Source organism: Trichococcus ilyis (genome assembly GCF_900109135.1).
Taxonomy (GTDB): Bacteria; Bacillota; Bacilli; order Lactobacillales; family Aerococcaceae; genus Trichococcus; species Trichococcus ilyis.
Genome location: NZ_FNYT01000009.1, coordinates 53,096 through 71,121, shown reverse-complemented (window position 1 = coordinate 71,121; position 18,026 = coordinate 53,096). Strand labels below are relative to the sequence as shown.

Sequence of the window (18,026 nt, the reverse complement as noted above, 5' to 3'; positions counted from 1 at the left end):
ATGTTTTTTTAGTTTAATGATACTACGATGGCTCCCCAAGTGAGGCCGCCACCAAATCCTGTCATCAGCACCTTCTCTTTGGTGCCGAGTTGAATTTCTTTGGTTTGCACAAGCTGATCCAACAGAATCGGAATGCTTGCTGCTGATGTGTTGCCCGTTTCTGCGATGTTTGTGGCAAACAATGAAAATGGCATTTTCAATTTTTTGCTGATTGCCTCCAACAAGCGAACGTTTGCTTGATGGGCCAGGATCTTCTTCAGATCTCCTTCAGAAAGATTTCCTTTCTCCATCACTTCGCGTATGACGCTCGGCACACTCCGGATTGCAAAGTCAAAAATGGCTCTGCCGTCCATCGTAAGGAAAGCTTGTTCCTCTTGCGCGGTGCTTCCATACGGATTTTTTACTTTCATCGTGTTCGCCACTAATGCCATATGGCGTCCACCATCGGAATGGATCGCTTCTGAAACAAAGCAATCGTCTTCCGTTCGTTCCAACAACACGCCGCCTGCGCCATCCCCGAACAGGACTGCCGTAGAACGGTCTTCCCAGTTGACGGCTTTTGACATTGTCTCGGCACCGATGATCATACCATATTGATATAGACCGCTCTGCATCATATGTAGACCGGTGGACAATGCGTAGACAAAACCGGAGCAAGCTGCATTGACATCGAAACAGAAAGCATTTACTGCGCCTATCTGTTCTTGCACAAGGCAAGCTGTCGACGGGCTGAGAGCATCCGGAGTCATTGTGGCTACAATGATGAAATCCAGCTGTTCGGCAGTGATTTTACCGTTTTGCAAAATCCGGCGGGCTGCTTCGCTGGCAAGATCGGAAGTGTTCTCATCCTTCGAAATGTGCCGGCTGCGTATGCCTGTCCTTTTGCTGATCCACTCATCACTCGTGTCCATGATTTTAGACAGATCATCATTTGTGATGACCTGTTCAGGAAGGTAATGACCTGTTGCGCTAATCTTTGAACCCAATTCCATCAACCCTGTTCCTTGATATTTTGAACTAAACCAAATAAGAAACCGTGAAGATTGTTTAGGCCTTTCAGCAAAACTTTCACTTCCTGATCTTCCATATCGCGAATGGTGTTCTTTACCATTTCCCGATGGAACTTATCATGAAGACGATACAGTAAGCGTCCTTTTTTGGTTAATCCTAGTTTTACGACTCTGCGGTCTTTCTCCATCCGAATGCGTTCGACATACCCTTTCTTTACCAGAGCGTTAATGGCCACCGTCAAAGTTCCCGCAGTTATGTTCAATTTCTTTGCTACTTCAGAAGTTGTATGTTCTTGATACATACCGATTGCTTCCACAGTATGCATTTCTTTGATGGATAAATCCGAAAATGAACTGACACGCAATGCATCCTCTTCGATATCCAGCACTTCATTGAAGACAGCTACGAGATATGAGTTAATTGTATCTATGGAATGATCCAAAGATAACTCTCCTCCTTTCGATGCCCGCTCAAACCACATTAGTCTGAAGGTCAAAATAGTTTGATGTTCAAACCTTTCGACTTTCAAACTATATAAAATTTTATACACCCTGTCAAGCATTTCGATAATAATTATTCTTCAGCTCCAAACGATATTGCAAATTCCATTCATTTGTTTCCATCCGCTTGCGCGCGGGCATTTCCGTGCAGGTTCAAGGCCTATTGCCCGGACTACGCCGCCAAAGAAAAGAAGCGACGAAAAACGCCGCTTCTTCAGTATCTTTATTAATCGACCTTAACAAATTCTTCGATATCTTTGAAATTCACGATCGTTTTATCTTCGCAGATATCTTTCATGGCACCTGATGACAAATCCCAATAAATTTCCACGACAGCGCTGTTTGTCAGTAATTTCCTGATTACCCCCACCATCTCCTGTTTACGGAACGTGAATTTGATTTCATCACCGATTTCAGGCCGTATAGATTCCTTGATGGCATCGACGACCTCCAAAGCCTGATCATACGACACGCCAAGCAGATTCGCAATACGTGAGTTGCTCGTACCTTTACGTAATTCGCTCTCAATCATGGTCTTCGTTTCTTTAGTAATATCCCTTACCATTTCCATTATCGCCTCACTTTTAAGAACCAGGAACTACAACAGACTTACAAACAGTAGTATACCATACTTCTTACGATTTGGCTCGAAAACACACTTATTGTAAGCAATATCGCCACATATCTTTCAGATTTCCGCTTTCAGCGTGCAATTTCATTTCAAAATAGTGTTTAATAATTTGCCTGCGATAAGGTATAATGATGATGTGAAGTGTTTAGCATTCTGTTTAGGAGGGGTTTAAGATGTTGAATGACCTTATTACGATACTGAAGCATGAATACACGGTGCATCCTGGTGAATACTTCAACGTGGATACATACTGGGTAAAAAATATGTCTGAAGTGAAGACTGTGATCATCGATCAGGATCACGTATTTACAAAAATGGTAAGCTTCTATCCCAAAAATTTTGTGATCTACTTGGAGCAGTTCCCCGATCAGAGCATTTACCGCACGAATTTCCCATTGCGGAAGATCGAAAACAGCGACTCCCATGAAGTTGTTTTTGACGAAGCGACCAAAGATGTCTATGAATATCTCGATTGATCACTAGGCTCGCAAGAATCGGATTCAGCAAGCAAAAAAGCTCACCGCAGTGAGCTTTTTCTTTTTTCTTCTATAATATACGTCTCAAGAGAGATTCGAACTCCCGACCGTTCGCTTAGAAGGCGAATGCTCTATCCTGCTGAGCTATTGAGACAGATTGGTATTGGACAGGAAAGGTTGCAAACCGTTTTGACCTCGTCACAAGTAATGATTATACAGTAAACCGATTAAATTGTCACCATGATTTTGATTGTTTTCCCAAAAATATTTCAATGACACAACAAACGGATATTCATGCCGCTCCTCACGGGCGACATTTGATCCGGAAGAAAGTGTCGTGACAAAAAAAACGTCGCATTCGTTTTGACACGAATGCAACAGAGTCTCTGCCCTGGACTTGCCGTCCTGAAAACAGATATGACGTCTCAAGAGAGATTCGAACTCCCGACCGTTCGCTTAGAAGGCGAATGCTCTATCCGGCTGAGCTATTGAGACAAGGTTTTAAGCCATTCGAACAACTCACAACATTGAATAGTATAGGCGATAACACGTCCAAAGTCAACACTTTCCTGGAAATGTTTTGGCTATTCCTTTTGCTTCTTTTGTTTTTGGGGGACGTTTTTTTACAAGCAAGCAAATTTGTCGGCCGGGCTGGATGATTACCCGGCCAGCAAATTCCGATCCGTCAGGAGAAGAACGTATCCTTCACCGCGGCCGTGACGGCCAATTTGACGTGTTCAAAGGTCAGTCCGCCCTGGACGTAGAGCAGATAGGGCGGACGGATCGGACCATCTGCAGTCAACTCCAGGCTGGCGCCTTGAATGAAGGTTCCCGCGGCCATGATCACATCATCTTCGTATCCGGGCATGTAAGCCGGAATCGGTTTGACGGTTGCATTCACGGGAGAATATTTTTGGATCGTCTGCGCGAAAGCGATCATGGCTTCCTTGCTCGGCAGAGCGACCATTTGAATCAGATCCGTGCGCGGGCTGTTCCAGGCAGGCGTTGACGATACGCCGCATTCTTCCAACAAGCCTGCCGTAAAGACTGCGCCTTTCACTGCTTCTCCCACGACATGCGGCGCCAAAAACAACCCTTGGTACATTTCCAGCAGACTATAGAGCGAAGCCCCAGCCTCGCGTCCGATACCGGGTGTCGTCAGGCGGTATGCGCACCTTTCGATCAGGTCCTCACGGCCGGCGAGATAACCGCCCATCTTCACGATGCCGCCCCCAGGATTTTTGATGAGCGACCCGGCGATCAGGTCGGCTCCGACTTCAATCGGTTCCATCGTTTCGACAAATTCGCCGTAACAATTATCGACAAAAAAGATCGTTTCCGGCGCCACATGCGGCCTGATTGCCGCTATCATCGTTTTGATCTCTGCGACCGTAAAAGAAGGCCTCGCCGCATAGCCACGGGAGCGTTGTATTGCGATCATTTTCGTTTTCGGGCTGACTTTTTCCAGTACAGCTGGGATATCCACTTCGCCGTCCGCACACAAGTCGACATGCTGGTATGCGATATTGTATTCTTTCAGAGAGCCTATCCCGTTACCGGTCAGACCGACAATATCCAGCAGGGTGTCGTATGGCGTTCCGGTCACGTACATCAATTCATCCCCGGGACGCAGAACTCCGAAAAGCGCCGTTGATATAGCATGTGTCCCGGAAATGATTTGCGGCCGTACCAAAGCGGCTTCAGCCTGAAAAATCTCCGCGTAAACCCTTTCCAGCGTGTCGCGGCCATCGTCATCGTACCCGTAACCCGTGCTCGGGTTGAAATGGAAATCGCTGACGCGGTGTTTGCGGAACGCCTCCAACACTTTACCTTGATTGAATAATGCCTTTTCCTGTATCGTCTTGAAAATGGGCTGGATTTTGTCATCCACTTTTGCGACCATACCCTCCAGCATTTCCTCTTTATTCATCACTTGCATCCGTTTTTTTGTCTCCTAACCACTTTGAATTGCTTTTGGCATACCCTCTCAAGCGGTATGCATTGGTTTCCTCTATGTACTCGATGGATTCCACAAAGGTTTCTTGCTGCATTTTATTCATCGTGCGGGCTTCAGGTCCGCTCGCATCGATATCTTTCGTGTATGGAACCAGCATTTTTGCGATTTCATCCCAAAGGAAGTCCTTCAACCGATTGATATCCGCATCGTCCAGTGCTGAAATGACGATATTCGGAAAAAGTCTGGGCTGAAAATCCGGCCCGGCGAGATCCCGTTTGTTGTAGATTGTCAACAGCGGTGTTTTGTCCATATCCAGATCCTTCAACAGCTCCAAGACGGTCTTTTCGTGCTGATCGATAAAGGATGTCGAAGCATCCACCACATGCAGGAACACGTCCATATTGCGGCTTTCCTCCAATGTGGAATGGAATGCATGGATCAACTGTGTCGGAAGGTCCTGGATGAACCCTACGGTATCGGTGATGGTGGCTTGGAATTGATTCGGAAAAGTCATTTTTCTTGTCAACGGATCCAAAGTCGCAAATAATTTGTCCTCTTCCAACGTTCCCGCATCGGTCAGGCGGTTGATGATCGTCGATTTCCCGGCGTTCGTGTAACCGATCAAGCCGATCTGGAAAACCTCACTGGCGTGCCGTTTTTCCCTGGCTCTTTGTCTGTGCAACTCTGTCTCTTCCAAAGTTTTCTTGATTTCCTGCATCTGACTGTGGATATGCCGGCGGTCGGATTCAAGCTTCGTTTCTCCCGGCCCCCGCGTGCCGATTCCCCCGCCCAAACGGGATAAATTGACACCCTGTCCCATCAGTCTGGGCAACAGATAACTCAATTGGGCCAAGGCCACCTGAAGCTTCCCTTCTTTGCTGCGGGCGCGCATCGCAAAGATATCCAATATCAGCTGAACCCGGTCGATCACTTTACAGTCGACAGACTCTTGGATGTTGCGGACTTGTTTTGACGAAAGCTCCTGCTGAAAAATGACGGTATCCGCATCAAGTTCCGCGCACAAATTCACCAATTCCTCCAACTTTCCTTTGCCGATGACGGTTCGTGAATCTTTCCGCTCCCTTTTTTGGGTCAAGACGCCGACCACTTCCCCCAACGCGGTTTCGGTCAATTCAGCCAGTTCCCTCAATTCATATTCAAAGGCTTCGTCCGTCTGATCCGTCTGAACGTTTACCAGAATCACTTTTTCTCTCGTATTTTCCATAGAATTTCCAACTTTCTTTTTTCGTCCTTTTGCCGATCATCACTTCAGGAACGACTCGACCAACGCTGCGATTTGCCGCATTCGGGAATCATCCTGAACCAAATCAAACCAATGGATGCCGCTCATTCTGTTCCGGAACCAGGTAAGTTGCCGCTTGGCATATCGCCTTGAGTTCAGCTTCAGCAATTCTTTGGCCTCTTCCAAGGTGATTTCCCCATTGAAGTAGCCGAACCATTCCTTGTATCCTATGCCTCTTGTGGCCTGTGTCTTGTCAGGCAAATGCAGGTCAAAAAGGGCTTTGGCCTCTTCGATCAGCCCGCCTGCCACCATCAGATCCACCCGTCGGTTGATGCGCTCGTAGAGGACGCTTCGATCGGTGTCAAGTCCGATCAGAAGTGCATCGTAATGCGGAGCAGCCTCCCGGTCATTCTGATCAGAAAACAATTTCCCGCTGAAGTGGATCATTTCCAGAGCGCGGATGACCCTTCGGCTGTTGTTCGGATGGATCTGTTCGGCGGCTCGGGGGTCCTTCTCGTTCAGGAGGTTCCAAAGATGCATGGCATCAGTCCGTGCCAATTCAGCCTCCAGTTCCCGGCGGTATTGTTTGTCTTCATTTGCGACTCCCCCGAACTGCATATCAAACAACAGTCCTTCGATATACAGCCCCGAACCTCCGACCACAATCGGCAGTTTGTCGTTTGCAACAATCGCGTCGATCGCTTGTCCGGCATCCCTTTTAAAATCGGAGGCTGTATAGTCCTGATCGACCGGTACGATATCCAACAAGTGATGCGGGATCCCTTCCGCCTCTTCCGCGGTCACTTTCGCCGTTCCGATATCAAGCCCTTCATACACTTGCATGGAATCCCCGTTGATGATTTCGCCATTGAATTGTTTCGCCAATCGGATGCTCAGTGCCGTTTTCCCGACTGCTGTCGGACCGATAATGACCACGATTTTTTTTAACTTGCTCTTTGTTGTTTCAGACACCTTGGATCACCTTTCTCATTTGCAATGCACGTTCCGGATAATCCGTGATCATCGAATCGATCTTTCTGCGCAGACAGACTTGCATTTCGACCTTCCGATTCACCGTCCAAACACGGAGGGGCATCTTTGATTGTTCAAAAGGAGGCAGGCTGCGCAAAATCGAGAATTTCGGGTGCCACCCCTCAACAGGGATCCCGGCACCCAAGTCAATTTGCTGTTTCCCCTTTTTGCTGAACAACAAAGCAATCTCCGAGTCCCCGCGCAACGCCTTGATTTTTTTCAGGGTATCGTAATGGAAACTGGAATAGATGACCGAAAATCGAGCAAGGAAAGGTTCAGTCAAAACCAGGACCTTTTCTTCGATCGCAGGATATTGGAATACATCCGTCTTCAATTCAATATTCAGCACTCCGGTAAAGTGATTCTCAGCCAGGAGATCCAGCACCTCTTGCAGCGTCGGGATGCGGGCCTGATTGTATTTCGGGTCGAACCAACTGCCTGCATCCAATTCTTTCAATTGTTGCAGGGTCAAATCTTTGACGAAGCCTTTTCCGGATGTCGTACGGTCAACAGTCTCATCATGGATGACCACGACCTCACCATCTTTGCTCAGATGGACATCCAATTCGATGCCATCGCTCGCTACATCCAAAGCTTCCTGAAACGCCTCAAGTGTATTCTCAGGCCGGTTGCCGCGGCTGCCTCTATGAGCGATGATTTTTGTGTATGCCAATCTCCCACAATCCTTTCAAATGAACCTTAACCCGCCTTTTTCTCATCTATGCTTTATTTTTTTCAGTGTCGGCCAAATCCAACAATTCCTTTGCATGAGCCAGCGAAAGCTCCGTGATGTCGGTACCCGCCAACATCCGCGCAACTTCGTTGATGCGTTCCTCGCCGAATAGCGGTTTGACATGCGTCTTTGTCCTGTCCGCGATGATTTCCTTTTCGATATACAGGTGCTGATCCGCCATTGCCGCCACTTGCGGAAGATGCGTAATGCAGAGGACCTGCGAGTAGCTGGCCACCAAATGGATCTTGTTGGCTATCGCTTGTGCCACCCTGCCCGACACGCCTGTATCGACCTCATCAAAGATGATGCTGGTGATGCCTTGCGTCTTGGTGAAGATGGCCTTCATCGCCAACATCATCCGCGAGAGTTCCCCTCCGCTGGCTACCTTTGCCAATGCTTTCAGAGGTTCACCGACATTCGTGGCGATGTAGAATTCAACTTGATCCAACCCGTTTTCCGTTATTGCGGTCTTTCCCTGCTGCTCATGGAAGACCGTCTTGAAAAGCACTTTATCCATATACAGTTCCTTCAGCTGCAATTGAATCTGTTTTTCCAAAGCAGCAGCGGATTTTCCGCGGATGACGGTCAGCTGTTTGCCGATCCTCAATACCTCTTCTTTTGCCTTGCTGTACCCCAGATTCAACCGTTCGAGGTAGCTTTCTCGGTTTTCGATCAGGTCCAGTTCTTTGGCGATTTTCTCATAGTGTACGAGCACCTCAGGGATTGTGTTCCCGTATTTGCGCTTCAACTGCCGGAGCAATTCCAACCTGTTCTCGATTTCATTCAGCCGGCCCTCATCATAGGACAGTTGTTCGATTTCCGAAAGGATGTCACCGGCGCATTCCTGCAATTGATAGTACGCTGCCGATACGGAGGCGGCTATCGTTTGATAGGCGGGATTGATGTCCTGCACTTTTTCCAGCGCAGCCATCCCGAGGCCGATTTTGTCGATGCCATTCTCTTCGCTGTTCTGCAGAGAATCATACGCGCTTGTCAAAGCATGCATGACTTTCTGATAGTTGACGAGGAGATTTCTTTCTTCTTCCAACTTTTCGTCTTCAGCGGGATCCTTCAGCTGCGCTTGTTCGATTTCCTGGATTTGGAACGTCAGCAGGTCGATTCTTTGGACCGTTTCTTTCTCATCTGTCCTGAGTTGGATCAGCTGCTTGCGTTTATCCGCATAATCGGCAAACGCAACATGGTATTTCGTTTTGACTTCTTTCAGTTCTTTTCCGGCAAATTGATCCAGCAAGTCGATATGCTTTTGCGGATCCATCAATTCCTGGTGTTCATTTTGCCCATGGATATCGATCAACGTTTCGCCCACCTCGCGCAAGGTCGCAACCGTTACGATGGTTCCGTTGACGCGGGAAATGTTTTTGCCGTTACGGGAGAGCTCCCGTTGCAGCAGAACCTGGTTCCCATCGGCTTCGATTCCGTACGCTTCCAGAACGGCCATTGTCTTGGCGTTTTCCGGGATACCGAAAAGCCCTTGGATGACAGTTTTATTTTCGCCGTATCGGATCAGGTCATTGGATCCTCTGCCGCCGGCCAGCAAACCGACCGCGTCGATGATGATGGATTTGCCGGCACCCGTTTCCCCGGTAAGGACGGTCATGCCTTCTTCGAAACTCACTTGAAGATTTTCAATTATTGCAAAATTTTTAATGGACAACTCTTGTAACATTCGGCATTCCCCTTCGCAACGCTTCCTTTAAATATTTGTCATTTATCGGAAATTGAGATTGCTTTACTTTTCAGCTGCTGATAAGCCTCCTGGACCACTTTCGGGCTGTCGATTTCAGGAGAAATGATGCCCGGCGCATGGCCGTTGGCTTGTAAGTGGACCAAAAATTCGATGTTTCCGGTTCCTCCGGTGATGGGGGAAAAGCTCAGATTGTTCACATCGAAGCCGGTCAAGGATGCAAACTCCAGAATATCCTTCAACACTTCGTTATGGACAGCCGGATCGCTGACGATCCCTTTTTTGCCGATTTTGCCTCTTCCGGCTTCAAATTGCGGTTTGATCAGCGCCACGACGTCACCGCCGGTTGCAATGATGTCCTTCAGCACTGGCAAAATCAGTTTCAAGGAAATGAAGGATACATCGATGGAAGCCATTTCCGGCCTGCCTTTTTCGAAATCCTCCAGTTTGCTGTATCGGAAATTCACCCGTTCCATCACCTCGACCCGTTCGTCTTGGCGTAATTTCCAATCCAGTTGATTGTAGCCGACATCCAAGGCGTAACATAATTTCGCCCCATTTTGCAGTGCGACATCCGTAAAGCCGCCGGTCGAGCTGCCGATGTCCAAAAAGATTTTGTCTTTTGGATCCAACTCGAACAAAGCGATGGCCTTCTCGAGCTTCAGTCCGCCGCGGCTCACGTATTTCAGGGTCTCGCCTTTGATATGGAGCGTTTTTTCAGTCGAAACCTTTTCCCCCGGTTTATCGTATCTTTGGTTGTTTTCATCGTAGATTTGCCCGGCCATGATCAATCTTTTGGCTTTCTCGCGGGAATCGGTCAAGCCCTGTTGCACTACAAGTAAATCCAATCTTTCTTTTTCCATGGTAATCTCCCGTTATATTCTGACGTAATCCAATATTTCGCGGAATACGTCTATTTTATTTTCCGCATCGTCAATGCGAGCTGCCAGTCGTTCCAAACAGCCTTCCGCTTGGCCGATGACAGTGTTCAGTTCCTGGATGGCTCCGGCGACCCCTAGCAGGGATGGGTATGTGTTTTTGTTCAAATCGGCATCGTGATGGGTGGTCTTGCCGGTCTGTGCCTCATCCAGCACGACATCTTTCAGGTCATTGTGGATCTGGTAAGCCAAACCCAAGTGCCGCGAGAACTGTTCCATTTCCCTTGCGAATGATCCATCCGCTTCGGCGATCAGGCATCCGGCCGTAACGGAAAATCGGATCAAGGCACCGGTCTTTTTGTCGTGCACTTGCTTTAATTCTTCGATTGTCAATCTTTTCTCTTCGCCTTCAACATCATCCATCTGGCCGGCTATCATCCCGTCCGGACCGGCGGCTTTCGCCAATAGGGCAATCAGCCTGATTTTCTTGTCAGCCGATAGTGTTGGTGTTTCCGCGAGAATTTCGAATGCGGCCGTCAACAGGGCATCGCCCGCAAGTATCGCCGTGGATTCCCCGAAAACTTTGTGCGAGGTCAAACGGCCACGCCTGTAGTCATCGTCATCCATAGCAGGCAGATCATCATGGATCAGGGAGTAGGTATGGATATACTCCAAAGCAGCTGCGGCAGCAAAGCCGTCGGAAATCTCCCTCCCCGCCAACGCAAGGGTCGCCAATACCAAAAGAGGGCGAATTCTTTTTCCGCCCCCCATTAAAGAATACGCCATCGCTTTATGCAGATTTTCTTGCTCAGGGACAGCCGCTCTCAATTCCGAATAGAGGTAAGCATCGAACCGAGGCATCCATTCCGCTTGAAACTCTCTGAGATTCATGCTCTTCATTCTCCTTCGCTTCGGGACGCAGGCTCTTCAAAATCCACTTCAGAACCATCAGCGTTCACGATTTTTGTCAGCGTTTTTTCAGCAATGTTCAGAGTATCCTGGCAGTACTTGCTGAGGTCCATTCCCACTTTGAATTGCTCCAGTGCCTCCTCCAAGGGCACATCCCCGGCTTCCAGCCTGGTCACGATCGCTTCCAATTGGTTCATCGCTTCTTCAAAACTAACATTTTTTTCGGCCTTCATCACTTTTCCTCCACCACATATTTTACTTCCGCTTCGGCATAACCGTCCGAAAAATTCACTTTCAATTTGTCGCCGCTTTGCAGCTCTTTGACGGACGATACAATCTCGCCGTCTCTCGTCGTATATGTGTAGCCTCGCGACATGATCTTCAAGGGACTCAGCAAATCCAGCGATTGCATGGCCGTGTTCAGGCGTTGTTCCTGCTGTTTCGCATATCGCTCCATGGCCCTCTTCAATTGCTCACTGAGCTGCTGTCTGCGTTTTTCGGCCAATGCGACTTCCCGTTCCGGGTTGCGGTTTTCCAGACGCAATTGCAGTCGCTCCAAGTCAGTGGAGCGTAATTGGATCTGCTGCTGCATTTGACTGATCAGGCGCAGCTGAACCTGATCCGCTTTTATCGCATAGCCCTCATACATCCTTTCCGGTTGCCTGAAGATGTAGGATTGCATGGCGCGATTCAGACGCTGTTGCTGCAGCGTGTGCAGATGCCGCAGCTTCTGGTACAGCCGGTTTTCGAGCTGATGGATATAGCGGTTGACATCGTTCAATACCGGCACTGACAATTCTGCCGCTGCCGTGGGCGTTGCAGCCCTGACATCGGCAACAAAGTCGGACAAGGTCGTATCGGTTTCATGTCCGACCGAGGAAATCACCGGGATAGTCATGGCTGCGATTTGGCGAACGACCGTTTCCTCGTTGAAGGACCAGAGATCCTCGATGGAACCGCCGCCCCTTGCGACAATGACCAAGTCATAGTCGCCTTTTTGCTCGATGGTTTGCAGATTCCTGATGATACTGCCGGCGGAATCCTTCCCTTGGACAACGGTCGGATAGAGCACCAGCTGGACAATCGGATATCTTCTTTTCACGGTCGTCATGATGTCCCGGATGACAGCACCGCTCGGACTGGTCACGATGGCGATCCGTTTCGGAAAAACCGGTATTTTTTTCTTCGGCAAGGAAAATAATCCTTCCCGCGCCAATTTCTCCTTCAGTTCCGAAAAAGCCTGATACAGAGCGCCGATACCGTCAGGTTCCATATGCTCGACCATGATATTATAGGTGCCGCCTGCTTCGTAGACGTTCACGCGTCCGATCAGCATCACCTTCATCCCTTCCTTTGGCGTGAAAGTCAACTTATCGAACCTGCCTTTGTACATCACTGCCGAGATGACAGCATGGTCATCCTTCAGGCTGAAGTACTGATGGCCCGGACGCGGACGATAATTGGATATTTCGCCGGTAAGGTAGACGCGCTCGAGATAAGGATCGGCATCGAATTTTCTTTTGATGTACTTGGTTAAAGCAGTGACGCTCAGATAAAGAGGTTCCAACTTTATGCCTCCTTGGTCATTTTGCTTTGTCGATCGTTTGCTGCAAAAGCATCGTAATCGTCATCGGACCGACCCCGCCCGGGACAGGCGTGATATGGCTGGCGATGCCCATCGCAGCTGCCGTATCCACGTCGCCGATCAATTTGCCTTCTGCACTGCGGTTCATACCGACATCGATGACGACTGCACCTTCTTTGATGAAATCAGCTGTGATAAAGTGGCCTCTGCCGATCGCCGCAACAAGGATATCGGCTTCTTTCGCCAATTCCTTCAGGTTTTTCGTGCGCGAATGAGCGATTGTCACCGTTGCATTTTCGTTCAGGAGCATGATGGACATCGGTTTTCCGACGATGTTGCTTCGGCCGATCACCAGCGCTTTTTTCCCTTCCAGCGCAATGTTGTATTCTTCCAAAATCTTCATGATGCCGTAAGGCGTGCACGGCAAGGCTGATTCGTTCCCCAGGAAAAAGTTCCCGACGTTCATCGGATGGAACCCATCCACATCCTTCTCATAACTGATCGCCCGCAGTACTTTTTGCTCATCTATATGCTTCGGCAAAGGCAGTTGGACCAAAATGCCGTGCATGCTGTCATCCTGGTTTTGCTTTTCGACTTCCGCCAGAAGATCCGCTTCGGAAATGTCTGCAGGCAGACGGACGACGCGCGAATTCATGCCCATTGCCGCCGATTGTTTTTCCTTATTGCGGACGTAGACCTGGCTCGCTTTGTCTTCGCCCACCAAAATGACGCAAAGACCAGGCGTTTTCCCTGCTGCCGTGAGTGCAGCCACCTGTTCCTTCATCTGTTCCTGCATTTTTTTTGCCAATCCTTTGCCATCCATCATGATCGTTTCCATTCATCAATCTCCTCTTCCTTGGTGTTACCGTCTATTTTACCATATTATCTTTGATTACGGTTAGAAAAGCGGACTCGCCAGGTTCAAACCAGCCGACAAAAAAAGAAAACCCTTATGCCGAAGCATTAAGGATTTTCCGATTTAGGAATGAGGTTGGACAATACGCCATTGATGAATTTGCTCGATTGCTCATCGCAATAAAGCTTTGAGATTTCGATCGCTTCATTCAGCGCCACCTTTTGCGGCACCTGTTCCGTATCACCCAACAACATTTCGTAGGCCGCGATCTGCATGATCAAAGCATCGGCTTTGGCCAATCTGCCGACCGTCCAGTTCTTCAGGTATGGTTGGATTGCTTCATCGATAGCCGCTTGATTATCCAAAACGCCATGCACTAGCGTGACCAAGTATGGATAATCCTGGAGTTCGATGTCGTCTTCGCTGTCCCATTCCTCTGAATCGCTCAAAAGAGCCTGCTTGATGGCTTCTTCCGGGGTCAATTCTTCGTTTGTTTTCAATTGGAAAAGGGCTTGCAGCGCCTTTTCACGAATTTCTCTTCTGGTTAAACGGGAAGCGCTCACGCATTATCCCCCAATTCTGTATCCAAATCCAGATAGGAATTGTCTTCGGATTTCGGTGCAACAAGCCCGACCACATGAACGTTCACTTGAGACACTTCAAGGTTACTCATGTACAGGACTTGTTCCTTTACTTTTTCTTGCATATCCAAAGCTACTTTGGGAACGGAAGCGCCGTACTTGATGTAACAATAAACGTCCACTCCCAAACCATTTTCATCGACCGTCAGATGCACCCCTTTATTGTGGGAAGTGCGTCCCAGCAATTCGTTGACGCCGGTCTTGAAAGAGCCTTGCATCGCATAAACGCCCTCCACTTCGTTGGCGGCGATGCCTGCGATCACTTCAATTACTTCGGGAGCAATCTCAATCTCCCCCAGAGGAGCCGGACCGTTTGCTAAAGGAATGTTTGTTTCTTCCATCATCTGTCATTCTCCTTTCTTGGGAAACATTATGCGCGGGATACGTATGAACCGTCCGTAGTATTGACGATCAGCATGTCATCCGCATTTACGAAGAATGGCACGTTGACCATCAATCCTGTTTCCATTTTGGCAGGTTTTGAGCCGCCGGAAGCTGTATCACCTTTGATGCCGGGTTCAGTCTCTTCGACACGCAGGATGACTGTGTTCGGCAGATCGACGCCCAAAGTTTCTGATTCATACATCAGGATGTTGACTTCCATGTTTTCTTTCAGATAGTTCAATTCATACTCGATTTGGCTTGCGCTCAATTCGATCTGTTCATAGTTTTCCATGTCCATGAACACGTAGGCACCGGCACTCTCGTACAGATATTGCATTTTGCGGTTCGCGATATGCGCTTTTCCGACTTTTTCGCCTGCACGGAAAGTTTTTTCCTGGACCGCGCCCGTGCGGAGATTTTTCAGTTTGGAACGCACAAAAGCCGCGCCTTTACCCGGCTTTACGTGTTGGAAATCGACAACTTTCCATAACCCTCCATCAATCTCGATCGTCAAACCTGTTTTAAAATCATTTACTGAAATCATCAATAATTCCTCCTGTGGCAGCTCATTTGAACTAAGTTTACCATTATTTTAGTGCGGATTCTATTTTTTTATAAAATTATCAGCTCTTTTGGCGAATGTGTCAGAATTTCATTGCCGTTTTCCCTGATCACAAGATCGTCTTCGATCCGTACGCCGCCCAGCCCCGCAAGATAGATGCCTGGTTCATTCGTGATGACATTTCCCGGCACCAGCACTTTCCCGGCTTTCTGCGATGTGTTCGGTCCCTCGTGTATCTCCAAACCGATTCCGTGGCCATTGGAGTGGCCGAACGCTTCCCCATAACCTTGTTCAGTAATGTAATCGCGGGCGACACTGTCGACTTCGATGCCCGTCATGCCGGCTTTTGCCGCCTCATTCACGCGCAGCTGGGCAGCCAGCACAATCCCGTGGATTTTCTTCAATTCCGGGTGGGGTTGCCCCACTGAAACTGTGCGGGTCATATCCGAAACATAGCCGTTGTAATAACAACCAAAATCCAGCGTCACGAAGTCGCCTTTTTCGATCAGCTTGGGACTCGCCACACCATGCGGCATGGCGGAACGCAGGCCGCTGGCGACTATCGTTTCGAAAGAAACACCGCTCGCGCCCAATTCGCGCATGTGGAAATCCAGGCGGTTGGCGATTTCTATTTCCGAAACCCCCGGACGGATGTGCTCAAGAATGAACATGAAGCCGGCATCCGCTATCTCACAGGCCCGTCTGATGGTCTTGATTTCTTCAGCGTCTTTGACTTCACGCAATTCCTCGATGATGCCCGAAGCCGGAAGCAGATCGCACGTCACCAAGTCCTCCAAGTCCTCGACACTGCGGAATGACATGACGGCGTCTTCGAAGCCCAGCGATGCCAGTCCCTTGCCCTCGACGATTTTTTTGACTTCATCAAAAATCGGTCCTTTGTTCTGAATGATCTGAAAACTTTGCGCCTGTGCAGCAGCTTGCTGGGTATAACGGAAGTCGGTCACAAAAAAAGCTTCCTCTTGAGTGATGACCGCCAGACCGGTCGTACCCGTAAAATTGGAAACATAACGTAAGTTATATTGACTTGTCACCAGCATTGCATCCATCTTCTTGGCTTTGATGGCAGCCTGCAATTTTGAGACTCTACTCATTTCACATACTTCCTTCCAAAAAAATCCTGATTGTTTGAAAACATACTTATCCAGTATATCAAAAAAAAGCCGGCATAGATAGGGGTGAATTCGTGCCCGTCAAAGATGCACGGCTCACAGCCGGCATTCCCTCCGCTTGCAATACGGGACGCAGCCGAAAAAAACGCACAAACCAAACCGGCAGATTTCCGGCTTGTTTGCGCGTTTTGCTGTATTTGCCACTTCCTGGCCCTTCAATCCGGCCGTTCCTGCGTGAAGATTTCCGTTACTTGCGTTTCGCTGTAGTTGTTTTGCAGCGTCACGGTTGCAGTGACTTTCCCGCCCGCGTCCACCGAGCACCGCACGGTTCCTTCTTCGAAAGACAGGACAGCCGGCACGATTTGGTTTTCCGGAGTCGCGGCTTTGTTCCGGTCGCGAAGCCAGTAGTCGGTGTAGGCCAGCAGCGTTTGGGCTTTATAATGGTTTTCCGTCAATCTGTACAGATAGAGTTGGTTCTCGTACACCCGGATGATCCCGAAAAGCATCAGCTGCGAAAGGAACAGGTAGAATATCGTGATCGGCAAGATGGATCCGCCCTCCCCTAACGAAACAGGACGCCAACCCTTAAGCTGGCGCTTTGGATAAAAGGATATGCGCTCTGCGGGTCCGGTTGTCCGAAAGTGTAGCCTGGATAGTAACGCCTTCATTGGTTACCTCATATTTCAGCACTTTGACATGCATCAGCATCGGATGATAGCCGCTCCCATTTTTGTACCGGAGGAGTTTGTTGGTCCGGAATTCGTAAGTATAGGCAGCCGTGTCGGCGGGATTCTGCGACTTGGTGCGGATGGCTGTGCTCGTCTTTTGGACGAGCAACTCATCCTCCCATTCATGCTCAAGTTGGATCAGGAAAAGATGCCATTCCGCATCTTGGGTCCTCTCCATTTGGGTTTGGGCGGTACGGATCACTTCAAGTCCGCCCATCACAAGCAAGAGCACAAATGTATTGACGGTCAGGGCTAAGACCGCTTCGAACAAGGTAAAACCTGCTTGTGACTTCCTAACGGTCTTCAGTCTGGTCTGCGTTCCCATGGACAACCACCCTTTCTGCGCCGGCATTTCCGCTGATTTCCAACTGCGCTGTTTCCGCATCCCAGCTTGTGGTGAAAGTAATTCCTCCCGAAACGTGACTCCCGAAAGGGTTCCCGCCCTTGGCGACAGCCCGCATTTGGTCTTGTGCGACTCGCCAATAGGCTACTTCCGTTTCCGCCGCTTCTAATACCGCAAAAAATTGAACGGCATGCGGCAGCAGCACGCAGAAGGAAAGACTGACCAAGGCCAAAGCAATCAGGCTTTCGAAAAGCATATAACCGCTGCTATCGTGCAGCTTTGTTGATTTCATAACGACCGCTCCCCAGTTGGATTGTGATGGTGTAGCGAGACCGGGCCGTTTCCATGATGATAGTGTTTGGCTGAAGATAGCCGCTGCCCCCTTTGATGAATCCGGTGTAGCCTTGGATCACCCTGGCGCCTTCAGGCAACAGCAGTTTGCGGTTGGCGTACCGATCCGAAACGCTTCCGTCTTTGAAAACAGCGTAATGCGTCGCACCGATCGGACGCGCGACATCCATGTTGACGCCGTTTCCGGTGATGACCGCATAGCTCTGCGCCGTGTGCAGCTCCGTCAGGAAATCATCCAAAAACAGAGTGAAGGCGAATTCGTCCATCGCGGTGTCCAGTCGTGGAGTCAACAGCAAAATCAGGGAAGCGATCGCCAGCACCAACAGGCTTTCGAACAAAGTGAATCCGCTCTTTCGCATCGGTCAGGCCGT

The 18,026-nt window shown here is 49.1% G+C and carries 22 protein-coding genes and 2 tRNA genes; 1 reads left to right on the top strand and 23 read right to left on the bottom strand.

The genetic code is table 11. The features are described 5' to 3' along the window. Positions 1-8: 8 nt before the first annotated feature. From BMX58_RS06065 to BMX58_RS06055, 3 genes are all read right to left on the bottom strand, one after another. On the bottom strand, positions 9-992 hold the full coding sequence (locus tag BMX58_RS06065; protein WP_068622894.1) for a beta-ketoacyl-ACP synthase III: 984 nt from the start codon (positions 990-992) through the stop codon (positions 9-11). Continuing rightward, positions 992-1,492, bottom strand: a complete 501-nt coding sequence (gene fabT / locus BMX58_RS06060; RefSeq protein ID WP_093088807.1) for a fatty acid biosynthesis transcriptional regulator FabT — start codon at positions 1,490-1,492, stop codon at positions 992-994. The genes BMX58_RS06065 and fabT overlap by 1 nt, the downstream gene beginning before the upstream one ends. A gap of 245 nt (positions 1,493-1,737) precedes the next feature. Next, entirely contained in the window at positions 1,738-2,076 is a 339-nt protein-coding gene (locus tag BMX58_RS06055; RefSeq protein ID WP_068622955.1) for a DUF2187 domain-containing protein, read from the bottom strand. Between the two features lie 239 nt (positions 2,077-2,315). On the opposite strand from BMX58_RS06055, the gene BMX58_RS06050 reads away from it, so the two are divergent. Further along, positions 2,316-2,618 carry a hypothetical protein gene (locus BMX58_RS06050; RefSeq protein ID WP_068622896.1) on the top strand — a complete coding sequence of 101 codons (303 nt, stop codon included), beginning with the start codon at positions 2,316-2,318 and terminating at the stop codon, positions 2,616-2,618. An 80-nt stretch (positions 2,619-2,698) separates the two neighbouring features. On the opposite strand, the gene BMX58_RS06045 is transcribed toward BMX58_RS06050, so the two are convergent. The 20 genes from BMX58_RS06045 to BMX58_RS05950 form a co-directional block, all read right to left on the bottom strand. Next, positions 2,699-2,772 (bottom strand) — tRNA-Arg (locus BMX58_RS06045). 267 nt (positions 2,773-3,039) lie between these two features. Beyond that, positions 3,040-3,113, bottom strand: a tRNA-Arg gene (locus tag BMX58_RS06040). Positions 3,114-3,303: 190 nt separating this feature from the next. Further along, positions 3,304-4,557, bottom strand: coding sequence for a methionine gamma-lyase family protein (locus BMX58_RS06030; protein ID WP_093088803.1), 1,254 nt, complete (start codon positions 4,555-4,557; stop codon positions 3,304-3,306). Continuing rightward, positions 4,541-5,800: a GTPase HflX gene (gene hflX / locus BMX58_RS06025; protein ID WP_068622897.1), complete on the bottom strand. Its 1,260-nt coding sequence runs from the start codon at positions 5,798-5,800 to the stop codon at positions 4,541-4,543. Before hflX ends, BMX58_RS06030 begins: the two co-directional genes overlap by 17 nt. 39 nt (positions 5,801-5,839) lie before the next feature. Continuing rightward, entirely contained in the window at positions 5,840-6,790 is a 951-nt protein-coding gene (miaA, locus tag BMX58_RS06020) for a tRNA (adenosine(37)-N6)-dimethylallyltransferase MiaA (protein ID WP_068622898.1), read from the bottom strand. Further along, entirely contained in the window at positions 6,783-7,523 is a 741-nt protein-coding gene (locus BMX58_RS06015) for a glycerophosphodiester phosphodiesterase (RefSeq protein ID WP_068622899.1), read from the bottom strand. The genes miaA and BMX58_RS06015 overlap by 8 nt, the downstream gene beginning before the upstream one ends. A 46-nt stretch (positions 7,524-7,569) precedes the next feature. Next, on the bottom strand, positions 7,570-9,270 hold the full coding sequence (recN, locus tag BMX58_RS06010) for a DNA repair protein RecN (protein ID WP_068622900.1): 1,701 nt from the start codon (positions 9,268-9,270) through the stop codon (positions 7,570-7,572). Positions 9,271-9,308: 38 nt separating this feature from the next. Then, positions 9,309-10,151 carry a TlyA family RNA methyltransferase gene (locus tag BMX58_RS06005; RefSeq protein WP_068622901.1) on the bottom strand — a complete coding sequence of 281 codons (843 nt, stop codon included), beginning with the start codon at positions 10,149-10,151 and terminating at the stop codon, positions 9,309-9,311. Positions 10,152-10,163: 12 nt separating this feature from the next. Then, the gene (locus tag BMX58_RS06000; protein ID WP_068622902.1) at positions 10,164-11,057 is read right to left on the bottom strand and encodes a polyprenyl synthetase family protein; all 894 of its coding nucleotides are present in this window, start codon (positions 11,055-11,057) and stop codon (positions 10,164-10,166) included. Positions 11,058-11,062: 5 nt separating this feature from the next. Then, a complete protein-coding gene (locus tag BMX58_RS05995) occupies positions 11,063-11,308 on the bottom strand; it encodes an exodeoxyribonuclease VII small subunit (protein WP_068622903.1) in 246 nt (81 codons plus the stop codon). Then, positions 11,308-12,642 (bottom strand): exodeoxyribonuclease VII large subunit, encoded by a 1,335-nt coding sequence (gene xseA, locus BMX58_RS05990; RefSeq protein WP_068622904.1) that lies wholly within the window; start codon positions 12,640-12,642, stop codon positions 11,308-11,310. The genes BMX58_RS05995 and xseA overlap by 1 nt, the downstream gene beginning before the upstream one ends. A 16-nt stretch (positions 12,643-12,658) precedes the next feature. Beyond that, a complete protein-coding gene (gene folD / locus BMX58_RS05985) occupies positions 12,659-13,498 on the bottom strand; it encodes a bifunctional methylenetetrahydrofolate dehydrogenase/methenyltetrahydrofolate cyclohydrolase FolD (protein ID WP_068622905.1) in 840 nt (279 codons plus the stop codon). A 125-nt stretch (positions 13,499-13,623) separates the two neighbouring features. Continuing rightward, entirely contained in the window at positions 13,624-14,079 is a 456-nt protein-coding gene (nusB, locus tag BMX58_RS05980; RefSeq protein WP_068622906.1) for a transcription antitermination factor NusB, read from the bottom strand. Beyond that, positions 14,076-14,501 (bottom strand): Asp23/Gls24 family envelope stress response protein, encoded by a 426-nt coding sequence (locus BMX58_RS05975; RefSeq protein WP_068622907.1) that lies wholly within the window; start codon positions 14,499-14,501, stop codon positions 14,076-14,078. The genes nusB and BMX58_RS05975 overlap by 4 nt, the downstream gene beginning before the upstream one ends. A 26-nt stretch (positions 14,502-14,527) precedes the next feature. Next, a complete protein-coding gene (gene efp / locus BMX58_RS05970) occupies positions 14,528-15,085 on the bottom strand; it encodes an elongation factor P (protein ID WP_068622908.1) in 558 nt (185 codons plus the stop codon). Between the two features lie 68 nt (positions 15,086-15,153). Beyond that, complete coding sequence (locus BMX58_RS05965) at positions 15,154-16,215, bottom strand: M24 family metallopeptidase (RefSeq protein WP_068622909.1); 1,062 nt, start codon at positions 16,213-16,215, stop codon at positions 15,154-15,156. Positions 16,216-16,448: 233 nt separating this feature from the next. Further along, positions 16,449-16,778 (bottom strand): hypothetical protein, encoded by a 330-nt coding sequence (locus BMX58_RS05960; RefSeq protein WP_068622910.1) that lies wholly within the window; start codon positions 16,776-16,778, stop codon positions 16,449-16,451. A 40-nt stretch (positions 16,779-16,818) separates the two neighbouring features. Further along, entirely contained in the window at positions 16,819-17,286 is a 468-nt protein-coding gene (gene comGF, locus BMX58_RS05955; protein ID WP_162268618.1) for a competence type IV pilus minor pilin ComGF, read from the bottom strand. Continuing rightward, positions 17,255-17,596 (bottom strand): hypothetical protein, encoded by a 342-nt coding sequence (locus tag BMX58_RS14585; RefSeq protein WP_068622912.1) that lies wholly within the window; start codon positions 17,594-17,596, stop codon positions 17,255-17,257. Before BMX58_RS14585 ends, comGF begins: the two co-directional genes overlap by 32 nt. After that, positions 17,571-18,014 carry a prepilin-type N-terminal cleavage/methylation domain-containing protein gene (locus BMX58_RS05950; protein WP_068622913.1) on the bottom strand — a complete coding sequence of 148 codons (444 nt, stop codon included), beginning with the start codon at positions 18,012-18,014 and terminating at the stop codon, positions 17,571-17,573. Before BMX58_RS05950 ends, BMX58_RS14585 begins: the two co-directional genes overlap by 26 nt. Positions 18,015-18,026: the final 12 nt, after the last annotated feature.

Coding starts and splice junctions, on each gene's coding strand:
- BMX58_RS06065 (WP_068622894.1), bottom strand. CDS start 992: ATGGAATTGGGTTCAAAGATTAGCGCAACAGGTCATTACCTTCCTGAA.
- fabT (WP_093088807.1), bottom strand. CDS start 1,492: ATGTGGTTTGAGCGGGCATCGAAAGGAGGAGAGTTATCTTTGGATCAT.
- BMX58_RS06055 (WP_068622955.1), bottom strand. CDS start 2,076: ATGGTAAGGGATATTACTAAAGAAACGAAGACCATGATTGAGAGCGAA.
- BMX58_RS06050 (WP_068622896.1), top strand. CDS start 2,316: ATGTTGAATGACCTTATTACGATACTGAAGCATGAATACACGGTGCAT.
- BMX58_RS06030 (WP_093088803.1), bottom strand. CDS start 4,557: ATGCAAGTGATGAATAAAGAGGAAATGCTGGAGGGTATGGTCGCAAAA.
- hflX (WP_068622897.1), bottom strand. CDS start 5,800: ATGGAAAATACGAGAGAAAAAGTGATTCTGGTAAACGTTCAGACGGAT.
- recN (WP_068622900.1), bottom strand. CDS start 9,270: ATGTTACAAGAGTTGTCCATTAAAAATTTTGCAATAATTGAAAATCTT.
- BMX58_RS06005 (WP_068622901.1), bottom strand. CDS start 10,151: ATGGAAAAAGAAAGATTGGATTTACTTGTAGTGCAACAGGGCTTGACC.
- BMX58_RS06000 (WP_068622902.1), bottom strand. CDS start 11,057: ATGAATCTCAGAGAGTTTCAAGCGGAATGGATGCCTCGGTTCGATGCT.
- BMX58_RS05995 (WP_068622903.1), bottom strand. CDS start 11,308: ATGAAGGCCGAAAAAAATGTTAGTTTTGAAGAAGCGATGAACCAATTG.
- folD (WP_068622905.1), bottom strand. CDS start 13,498: ATGGAAACGATCATGATGGATGGCAAAGGATTGGCAAAAAAAATGCAG.
- BMX58_RS05975 (WP_068622907.1), bottom strand. CDS start 14,501: ATGATGGAAGAAACAAACATTCCTTTAGCAAACGGTCCGGCTCCTCTG.
- efp (WP_068622908.1), bottom strand. CDS start 15,085: ATGATTTCAGTAAATGATTTTAAAACAGGTTTGACGATCGAGATTGAT.
- BMX58_RS05965 (WP_068622909.1), bottom strand. CDS start 16,215: ATGAGTAGAGTCTCAAAATTGCAGGCTGCCATCAAAGCCAAGAAGATG.
- comGF (WP_162268618.1), bottom strand. CDS start 17,286: ATGGGAACGCAGACCAGACTGAAGACCGTTAGGAAGTCACAAGCAGGT.
- BMX58_RS14585 (WP_068622912.1), bottom strand. CDS start 17,596: ATGAAATCAACAAAGCTGCACGATAGCAGCGGTTATATGCTTTTCGAA.
- BMX58_RS05950 (WP_068622913.1), bottom strand. CDS start 18,014: ATGCGAAAGAGCGGATTCACTTTGTTCGAAAGCCTGTTGGTGCTGGCG.